This is a genomic window from Candidatus Dadabacteria bacterium (assembly GCA_026708565.1).
Taxonomy (GTDB): Bacteria; Desulfobacterota_D; UBA1144; order Nemesobacterales; family Mycalebacteriaceae; genus Mycalebacterium.
In genome coordinates, this window is sequence record JAPOUR010000009.1 from 1 (window position 1) to 8371 (window position 8371).

Consider the following 8371-nt stretch of genomic DNA (forward strand, 5'->3'; position numbering starts at 1 on the left):
AGTCCCGTGCGCGGGGCTTGAACCAGCACGGACATCTTGCCCGAATGCTTGTTCTCATACATGTTCTGGTGCGCAAGCGGTATGTCCTTGTATTCAAACACCTCGGACATCACGGGCTTGATCAGCCCCTTGTGAATCAACTCATTCGCCCTTATGCACTCAAGGGCGTTTGCAAAATGAGAGCCCAGAATTTTCTTCTGGTGCATCCACAGATAACGCACATCAAACATGCAGTCGTAACCCGTCGTCCCCGCGCAAATCACCACCCGCCCGAAACGGTTGCACACAAAAACACTGGTCGGGAAAGTCCCCTCTCCGGGATGCTCAAAAACCACATTGGGATTTTTCCTCTTGCCCATTATCTCCCAAATCGCCTTGCCGAACCTCTTGGTGTCCTCAAGCCGCTCCTTTTTGCGCTCCGGAGTCTCGCCGCTTGAATACATCAACTTGGGAAAATCCCGCCGGTTGATAGTCCCCTTCGCGCCGAGTTCCATGCACATCTTCGCCTTCTCTTCCGAAGAGACAACCGCAATCGCGTCCGCCCCCGCCATTTTGCACAGTTGAATGGCAAACACGCCGAGGCCCCCCGCGCCGCCCCAGATAAGGGCGAGTTCCCCCGGTTCAATCCGGCACTGGGAGATGAGCATCCTGTATGCCGTGAAGTAGCACAGCCCGTAAGACGCCGCCTCCTCCCACGTGAGAGCGGGCGGCTTTGAGAGAACCTGCTGCGCCTGAACGCAGGTGAACTGCGCGAATGAGCCGTTGGGGGTCTCATACCCCCATATCTGGTCTCCCGCGCTTACCATCGGGTCGTAGGTGATAAAATCCTCCGCCGTCTGCGTGCGGTTTCCGTGAGCCGGGTCTTCCACGTTGCAGTGGATGATCACCTCGTCCCCCGGTTTCCAGCTTTTCACATTTGAGCCGACCGCCCAGACGATTCCCGCCGCATCACTGCCCGCAATATGGAAATCCTGTTTGTGTATGTCCAGAACGGATATGGGCTCTCCAAGCCCCGCCCATACGCCGTTGAAGTTGACGCCCGCCGCCATCACCAGAACCAGAACCTCATCCGGCCCCGGCTGCGGAACGGCAACCTCTTCCTCCTGAAAGGACTGCATCGGCTCGCCGTGCCGCTCCTTGCGGATGACCCACGCCTTCATCTTGTCCGGCATTTCGCCGGTTTCGGGAAGCGTCCCAAGTTTGAATGTTTCAGCCATTTAAGACCTCCTTGTTAAGAAAGTATCTCCGTTTTTAGTGGTTTGTGAATCGCGCAGTATTTTCTCCTGTTTCTCTTCCTACTGTCAAAAAACATTTCTTCAAGTTCTCTAGAGATTTGAAACTCTTCCTGAACTATTCTAATGAGAGTTCCCTCTTCTTGTTCAGTAGGACAGAACCCTTTCCATGAAACCATAAAATCAAAAGCAACACCGTGCCTGAACAACCTTCCAGGCAACCCCAATTCTCCAATATTCCCAACAGAGATACCGTATCTCAAATAAGGATACACATTCTTGTGGTCCGTAGCCTTTTGGCTGTATGTTATGGCATCATGAGTTGTAACACCCCGCCCCTTTTTTTTGATGACTTTAGTTTCTATTACAACTCTTGGTGTCCACCTACCTCCTTCCATCTGTTCAGAAACCAACAAATCCGTTTTGTAGGATACTTCTTCGCGTTTAGGCTTCTCTCCGCCGTGCTCCCTGACTTGGCTGGCGTACAAAAGCCCTTTTTCCACCTCAACTTTGTATTGCCCCGAAGACCTCTTGATTATCTCGGCAACTCTCTCTGCCCAATCTCTTTCTTTCATCTCTCAATCTCCTCCACCTATATTACTTCTGCGAGTTAAGTTTTACGGCTTGAACAGCCCCGTTTTGCCGATTATCTCCTCAATGTTTTCGTTTGCCGCCTCGTTTGCGCGCGCCGTGCCCTGCCGGAGAATATCTTTCACATCATCGGGGCGTTTTTCAAACTCCGCCCTTCTCTGTCTGAACGGCTCAAGAACCGCGTTCACCGCCTTTGCCAGTTTCTTTTTCACCTCAACATCTCCCACCGCGCCCTTCCTGTAGCGCTCTTTCAAGTCGTCAACCTCGGCGGTGTCGGGGTTGAAGGCGTCGTGATACTCAAAAACGGGGTTTCCCTCAACCGTGCCGGGAATGTCCGCCCGGACGCGCTTGGGGTCGGTAAACATCCCGCCAATCTTCCCGTTCACCTCCTTTTCAGTGTCCGAAAGATACACGCAGTTGTCCAGGCTTTTGCTCATCTTGCGCCCGCCGTCCAGCCCCACAAGGCGCGAGACTTTGCTGATTACCGGCTCCGGCTCTTCAAAGGTCTCGCCGTAAAGGGAGTTGAACCGCCGCGCCAGTTCGCGCGTCAACTCTATGTGGCTCAACTGGTCTTCGCCGACCGGAACTTTAGTCGCCTTGAAAACAAGTATGTCGGACGCCATAAGCACCGGATAGCCCAGCAGGCCGACGGAATACGCCTCGCCCACCCCCATGTCCGCAATTTTCTCCTTGAGGGTCGGAATCCGCCCCGCGCGCGCAACCGAGCAAATCATTGACAGCAGCACCGAAAGCCGCGATATGGCGGATATCTGCGACTGTATGTAAAACACCGACTTTTGCGGGTCCAACCCCACGCTCAGCCAGTCCGTCACCATTTCAACGGTGTTTTTCTCCACCTCGCGCGTTTTGTCAAAGTGCGTTGTGAGCATGTGCAGGTCCGCCACGAGGAAAAAGCACCCGTATATGTCCTGAAATTTCAGGCGGCTTTCAAGCGAGCCGACAAGATGCCCCAGATGAAGCCGCCCGGTCGGGCGGTCGCCGGTTACAAGTATGGGTTTGTCCGTCATTTGAGGGCGTTATGCTACTTGAAGGAAGGGGAAGGTCAATTGCTCTTGACTTTGCGCCGGAACGGAATAGATTAGTTTCGCAATGGTTAGAGGACGCAACATCAACGAAGGGCCTCCGCTTTTCGGCCACGCGCAGAGTTACGGCAACGGCAAGGACACGGCCAAGCCAATACCGGGGCCCAAGATACCCATCCTTTTGGACTGACTCGCTCACCGAGCAAGGATAATACTTTTTCACCCGCCGCTTTCGGAATCCAACTCTTTATAGAGAATAAGGAGATTTGGAAAGTATTCCTCAGCCTCTTCCCGCGTGTAGGTGCTTGCAGGTTTTGACTTGTCAGTTTCTTCACCCAAAACAAAAGTTTTGACAAGAAAAACTATTGAACTCCTGAACTGCTCCTTAATAACAGATTTGTCCGTTATGCCTTCACAAGCCGATAGCGCAATCGTTTCATAGTGATTCATAATCCTCGCAATGTTAGACCTGTCTTCCCTTCTGTCAAGAACGGAATAGTCCCTGATGCCATCCTTGCCGTCCACTCTTTTCCTGATTGAGTCCCCCGCTTCCTTGAGCAAAGGGTCCGAGTCCGTCCGCATTATCACATCAAGAGTGTTGCGCCTTTTAGCATCCCTGCTATAGAGATAACCCTCAGTTAAACCGCCGACCGCAAGCGCAATGGTCGCAAACGCCGTAACCCAGGAAGCATTCAAAACTGCAACGGCAAGAACGACCAAAATCGCAACCGCCACTTTGTAGCCATTCCTTCTGACCCATCCCGCAAAGTTCCCAAAGTCCATAGCCCTGTTATAATACGGGCTGCAAGGGGGGCTATCAATGCCGGAAAAGAAGAAATCCAAGGTTGAAGTTATCAAAGAGGGCAGCGGCTACCTGCGCGGAACCATAAGCGAAACCCTTGCGGGCGAAGAGTCCCACTTCTCCGAGGCGGACTACCAGCTCCTCAAGTTTCACGGCATATACCAGCAGGACGACCGCGACCTGCGCCAGCAACTCAAAAAAGAGGGCAAAGAGCGCAAATACATGTTCATGGTGCGCACCAAAAACCCGGGCGGAGGGGAGATGTCGCCCCGTCAGTGGGAGGCGCTTTGCGAGGCGTCAGACCGCTTTGCGGACGGCACACTGCGGGTTACCACACGCCAGACCATACAGTTTCACGGAATCGGCAAAGACAACCTCAAAAACACCATCCGCCACCTGAACGACAACTTCGTCCCCACAAACGGCGCGTGCGGAGATGTGAACAGAAACACGGTCGCGGGGCCCGTGTCGGACATAACGGGCGGCGAAACGTTTGACGCGCAGAAACTGGCGCGGGAGATCGCGGAAAACCTGTCGTTCAAAACCCCGGCGTATTACGACGTGTGGATGGACGGCGAGATGCTCACGGGAGACGCCCCCGCAGGCGGCGAAGTTGAGCCGCTTTACGGCAAAACATACCTGCCGCGCAAGTTCAAGATCGGCATCGCCGAAGAGCATGACAACTCCGTTGACGCCCACACAAACGACATCGGCATCATTCCCGTGGCGGGCGGCGGCCTCAGGGGCTACAACATTCTGGTCGGCGGCGGGCTGGGCAGCCATCACCGGCAGTCAAAAACCTTCCCGCGCCTCGCAGACCCGCTCGGCTTTGTGAGCGAAGACAAAATCCACCCCGCCCTGAAGGCGATACTTGAGTTCCAGAGAGACAACGGCGACCGGAGCGACCGCAAACACGCGCGGATGAAATACGTGGTTGAGGAGTGGGGCATCGGCAGGGTGAGAGAGGAGATTGAAAAACGCGCGGGCTTTGATTTTGAGCCTGTAAAGGAGTTTTCGCTCCGCCAGCCGGAAAACCACCTCGGCTGGCACGCCCAGAACGACCCGTCTCTGATGTATGTCGGCATATTCATAGAGAACGGCAGGATAAGCGACACCGGCGGGAGCAGGGCAAAAACCTGCATAAGGGAAATAGTCCGGGACACGGGCGCGGGCGTCCGGCTGACGGCGCTCCAGAACATCATCCTGTCAAACATACCGGCTGGCAGGGCGGAGGAGGTCAAACGGCGGCTGAAAGACGGCGGCGTCAAAACCGAGGGCGAATATTCAGAGGCGCGGCTGAACTCAATGGCGTGCCCCGCGCTTCCCACCTGCGGGCTTGCGCTTGCCGAGGCGGAGCGCTACATGCCGTCTCTAATCTCGCGGCTTGAGGATATGGGATACGGCGATGAGAGGATAAAGATCCGCATGAGCGGCTGCCCCAATGCGTGTTCGCGCACGCCCACCTCGGAGATTGGCCTCATAGGGGCGTCTCCGGGCAAATACAACATCTATCTGGGCGGAAACTTTGAGGGCACGCGGTTGAACTCGCTTTTTGAGGAGATGGTTTCCGAAGAGGAACTCGCGCCCAAAATTGCGGGCTTCATAGACTTTTACAGAAAAGAGGCCGAAAGCGGCGAGGCGTTCGGGGATTTCTGCGACCGTGTGGGGTTTGAGGCGATAAAAAAAGCAACGCGCCCGGAGGGAGTCGAACCCCCAACCTCCTGATCCGTAGTCAGACGCTCTGTCCAGTTGAGCTACGGGCGCCTTGCGGAAGCGGTATTGTAACAGAGATAAACCGATATGGAAAAACTTGAGCAGTTGCTTGACGGCGAGATAACCCGTTTTCTGTCCGGGGCGCGCGGTGTGCCGGAGGTGAAGGCGCTTGTCTCCGGGCGGATGAACGGGGGGCAGTATAAGAAACTGCTGAAAACTTTCTGCCTTGTGGAGCGGATAAGCCACAGGGCGGTAAACACGGCGGCGATTTACGCGGGCGAGTCGGGAGACGCCTATCTTGCCGGGCGGCTCGGCTCTTGCGCGGCGGGCGAACTGGGGCACGCCGAACTTGCGCTTGAGGATTTGAGAGACCTCGGCGAGAAAAACCCGCAAATCCCCCCGGCGGAAAAGTGGGAGGCGGAGTTGCTGAAAAAGGCGCGCGAGTTTCCGCCCGCCATAATAGGGCATTCCTACCTGTTTGAGGGCGCGTCCGGAATTCTGTTTCAGGATGCGGTTGTCCCCGCGGGGATGCCGGACAGGTTTGTTTCCGTTCACGCAAAGGAAGACCCCGCCCATGCGAGGGCAATCAAGCGCACCATAAGGACTATGGTTAAAACCCTGAAACCGGGGCGGGCGGAGGAGATAGTGAAGTTTGCCCGCAAAAGCGGGGAGAGGCTGATGAGGATGGTTGAGGAAACGGCATGATGGGTTAGAATGCCGTTTGGAGGATGTTATGGCAGTTGAAGTAGGTTATTTGAACAAGTGCATAGGCGCTCTTGGGGCGGGCCTTGAGAGTTTGTCCAACAAGAGCGATGAGGATTTGTATGAACTCCGCCGCGCCGGATGTGTGAGGGAGTTCAAGTTAATCCTGAAGCAGAGTGACAATCTGCTCAGAGACCGCATAAGCGGGTTTCTTTCGTCAGGCGAGCAGACGGCGGACGATTTAAACTCCAAGGATGTGTTCCGCTATGCAACAAAGCACAAGTTGATTGATTCCGACACCTGTGAGCGGTGGATTAAATACTGTGACAACCTCAATGGCGCGGGAGGCGGTGACAGCGAGGCGTTCACCGGGGAGACCCTGAAACTTCTGCCCTCTTTTGTGAAAGACGCGAAAGCGCTGTCTGAAATCCTTGTCAGCGGGGGAACAAAGACAAGAAAACTGGATGTGAAAATAAGACACAAAGCAGACATTGAGCGTCTTATAAAGCGGTATCTTCCCGGCGTTGAGGTTTGGGCTTACGGAAGCAGGGCAACCGGCGGAAACCATGAGGGGAGCGATTTGAATCTGGTTTTGAGAACGGCGGATTTAAGCCCTGTTGACGACAGTGGTTTTTCAACCCTCACGGAGGCGCTGACTGAATCCTACATACCGTTTCTGGTTGAGATACGCGACTGGGCGCGGTTGCCTCAAAGTTTTCACGGCGAGATTGAGAAAGAGCATATTGTGTTTATCGGGTGAAGAATGACCCGAAAACTGCATCTGGAAGCAAGGCACAAAACAGAGATTGAACGCCTTATAAAGCATCATCTTCCCGATGTTGAGGTTTGGGCTTATGGAAGCAGGACAAACGGCGGAAGCCATGAGGGGAGCGATTTGAATCTGGTTTTGAGAACTCATGACTTGGCCCCTGTGAACTACAAGTCCTACTTAGCCCTCAAAGAGACCCTGACGGCATCCTCCATTCCCATTTTGGTTGAGATACGCGACTGGGCGTATCTGCCTGAAAGTTTTCACGGCGAGATTGAGAAAGGGCATATTGTGTTTATCGGTGAAGGTTGACAATATACCAATTTATGGGATACTGCGGATATGAGTTCTGAATTGAAAATTCGCCATGATGTGGCCGAGGTGACTATAACACTCCGCGAAAAGGTGGATTCCGCCCGGTTGAAGGAAATGCTTATGTCCACCTTGGATGAATACCAGAATGAAACATTGATCCCTGCGTCTGTAGTCCGGCAGGAAATCAGAGAGCGTATAGGTGAGTATTTTGGAACTCCCGGCTGTTATCTTCGCGCATACCGCTATCGTGCGGATTTGACTCAGGCCGCGCTGGCAAAGAAGGCTGATATACGCCAAGCCCACCTGTCTGAAATGGAAAACAACAAACGCCCTATTGGGAAAGTGAACGCAAGGAAACTTGGGAAGATATTGAAGTTTGATTATAGGAAGATGCTGTAGAAATAAGTTGATGAGAATGTTTGAGGAGATGGTTTGACAATATACCAATTGATGGGATACGATGATGGAGAAATGGGAAGTTGGTTTTACGAGACAAGCATTGAAACAAAGAGGGAGATTGCCGGAAAGGGTTAAAAGCGTGGTTGTCAAAGCAGTGAGGGGTTTGCAGGAACACGGAATCAGATTAAAAGGATGGGACATACGAAAAACAGGAGATGATGAATACAGATTGCGCCTGAACTACCGTTACAGAATGCGCTACAAAGTTATACGGAAAGGGCTTATGAAAATTGAGGTTTTTTACGTGGGACACCGCAAAGAGGCATACAGATGAGCAAAGAATTGAAAATACATCACAACTTGGGAGGCGTGTCAGTAAAGCCCTGTGGGGAAATTGACTCAGCACGTCTGAAAAAGATGATTCGCTCAACTCTGGACAAGTATAAGGATGAAGAGTTGATTCCGGCCTCCGTAGTAATTCGTGAAGAAAAAGAGCGTTACGGTGATTACTATGACACACCGGGTTACAATCTTCGCGTTTATCGCTATCGTGCGGATTTGACTCAGGTCGCGCTGGCAAAGAAGGCGGAGATACGGCAAGCCCATCTGTCTGAAATGGAAAACAACAAACGCCCCATTGGAAAAGGGAGTGCAAGGAAACTTGGGAAGATATTGAAGTTTGATTATAGGGAGTTGCTGTAAGGGGTATGGGAAAGTCACAATATAGAAGCAAATTTTCTTGAAGAAACCATAATTTCACGGCCAAGTTTTGACTTGTAAGCATTATGTTGAATTGAAAAATTTC

At 53.0% G+C, this 8371-nt stretch carries 11 protein-coding genes and 1 tRNA gene; 7 read left to right on the plus strand and 5 right to left on the minus strand.

Translation table 11 applies throughout. The annotated features are described in order from the left end of the window. The 4 genes from ccrA to OXF42_01765 all read right to left on the minus strand — a co-directional run. A partial coding sequence (gene ccrA / locus OXF42_01750) for a crotonyl-CoA carboxylase/reductase (protein MCY4046820.1) occupies positions 1 to 1217 on the minus strand: 1217 nt, incomplete at its 3' end. 14 nt (positions 1218 to 1231) lie between these two features. After that, positions 1232 to 1807, minus strand: a complete 576-nt coding sequence (locus OXF42_01755) for a hypothetical protein (GenBank protein ID MCY4046821.1) — start codon at positions 1805 to 1807, stop codon at positions 1232 to 1234. Positions 1808 to 1849: 42 nt separating this feature from the next. After that, positions 1850 to 2851, minus strand: coding sequence for a tryptophan--tRNA ligase (gene trpS, locus OXF42_01760; GenBank protein ID MCY4046822.1), 1002 nt, complete (start codon positions 2849 to 2851; stop codon positions 1850 to 1852). A gap of 234 nt (positions 2852 to 3085) precedes the next feature. Next, complete coding sequence (locus tag OXF42_01765; protein MCY4046823.1) at positions 3086 to 3649, minus strand: DUF4760 domain-containing protein; 564 nt, start codon at positions 3647 to 3649, stop codon at positions 3086 to 3088. 37 nt (positions 3650 to 3686) lie between these two features. Between OXF42_01765 and OXF42_01770 the strand changes: the two genes are divergently transcribed. Beyond that, on the plus strand, positions 3687 to 5393 hold the full coding sequence (locus tag OXF42_01770) for an NADPH-dependent assimilatory sulfite reductase hemoprotein subunit (protein ID MCY4046824.1): 1707 nt from the start codon (positions 3687 to 3689) through the stop codon (positions 5391 to 5393). Here the strand turns inward: OXF42_01770 and OXF42_01775 are convergent. Beyond that, positions 5359 to 5432, minus strand: a tRNA-Arg gene (locus OXF42_01775). The genes OXF42_01770 and OXF42_01775 overlap by 35 nt on opposite strands. A 36-nt stretch (positions 5433 to 5468) precedes the next feature. On the opposite strand from OXF42_01775, the gene OXF42_01780 reads away from it, so the two are divergent. From OXF42_01780 to OXF42_01805, 6 genes are all read left to right on the plus strand, one after another. Further along, complete coding sequence (locus OXF42_01780) at positions 5469 to 6086, plus strand: hypothetical protein (GenBank protein MCY4046825.1); 618 nt, start codon at positions 5469 to 5471, stop codon at positions 6084 to 6086. Positions 6087 to 6114: 28 nt separating this feature from the next. Beyond that, positions 6115 to 6843, plus strand: a complete 729-nt coding sequence (locus tag OXF42_01785) for a hypothetical protein (protein MCY4046826.1) — start codon at positions 6115 to 6117, stop codon at positions 6841 to 6843. Positions 6844 to 6846: 3 nt separating this feature from the next. After that, complete coding sequence (locus OXF42_01790) at positions 6847 to 7164, plus strand: nucleotidyltransferase domain-containing protein (GenBank protein MCY4046827.1); 318 nt, start codon at positions 6847 to 6849, stop codon at positions 7162 to 7164. A gap of 30 nt (positions 7165 to 7194) precedes the next feature. Beyond that, a complete protein-coding gene (locus OXF42_01795; GenBank protein MCY4046828.1) occupies positions 7195 to 7566 on the plus strand; it encodes a helix-turn-helix transcriptional regulator in 372 nt (123 codons plus the stop codon). Positions 7567 to 7684: 118 nt separating this feature from the next. Continuing rightward, entirely contained in the window at positions 7685 to 7900 is a 216-nt protein-coding gene (locus tag OXF42_01800; protein ID MCY4046829.1) for a hypothetical protein, read from the plus strand. Further along, on the plus strand, positions 7897 to 8268 hold the full coding sequence (locus tag OXF42_01805) for a helix-turn-helix transcriptional regulator (GenBank protein ID MCY4046830.1): 372 nt from the start codon (positions 7897 to 7899) through the stop codon (positions 8266 to 8268). Before OXF42_01800 ends, OXF42_01805 begins: the two co-directional genes overlap by 4 nt. Positions 8269 to 8371 lie beyond the last annotated feature (103 nt).

Excerpts from the sequence above, each read along its gene's own strand:
- OXF42_01755 (MCY4046821.1), bottom strand. The coding sequence starts at position 1,807 with ATGAAAGAAAGAGATTGGGCAGAGAGAGTTGCCGAGATAATCAAGAGG.
- trpS (MCY4046822.1), bottom strand. The coding sequence starts at position 2,851 with ATGACGGACAAACCCATACTTGTAACCGGCGACCGCCCGACCGGGCGG.
- OXF42_01765 (MCY4046823.1), bottom strand. The coding sequence starts at position 3,649 with ATGGACTTTGGGAACTTTGCGGGATGGGTCAGAAGGAATGGCTACAAA.
- OXF42_01770 (MCY4046824.1), top strand. The coding sequence starts at position 3,687 with ATGCCGGAAAAGAAGAAATCCAAGGTTGAAGTTATCAAAGAGGGCAGC.
- OXF42_01780 (MCY4046825.1), top strand. The coding sequence starts at position 5,469 with ATGGAAAAACTTGAGCAGTTGCTTGACGGCGAGATAACCCGTTTTCTG.
- OXF42_01785 (MCY4046826.1), top strand. The coding sequence starts at position 6,115 with ATGGCAGTTGAAGTAGGTTATTTGAACAAGTGCATAGGCGCTCTTGGG.
- OXF42_01790 (MCY4046827.1), top strand. The coding sequence starts at position 6,847 with ATGACCCGAAAACTGCATCTGGAAGCAAGGCACAAAACAGAGATTGAA.
- OXF42_01795 (MCY4046828.1), top strand. The coding sequence starts at position 7,195 with ATGAGTTCTGAATTGAAAATTCGCCATGATGTGGCCGAGGTGACTATA.
- OXF42_01805 (MCY4046830.1), top strand. The coding sequence starts at position 7,897 with ATGAGCAAAGAATTGAAAATACATCACAACTTGGGAGGCGTGTCAGTA.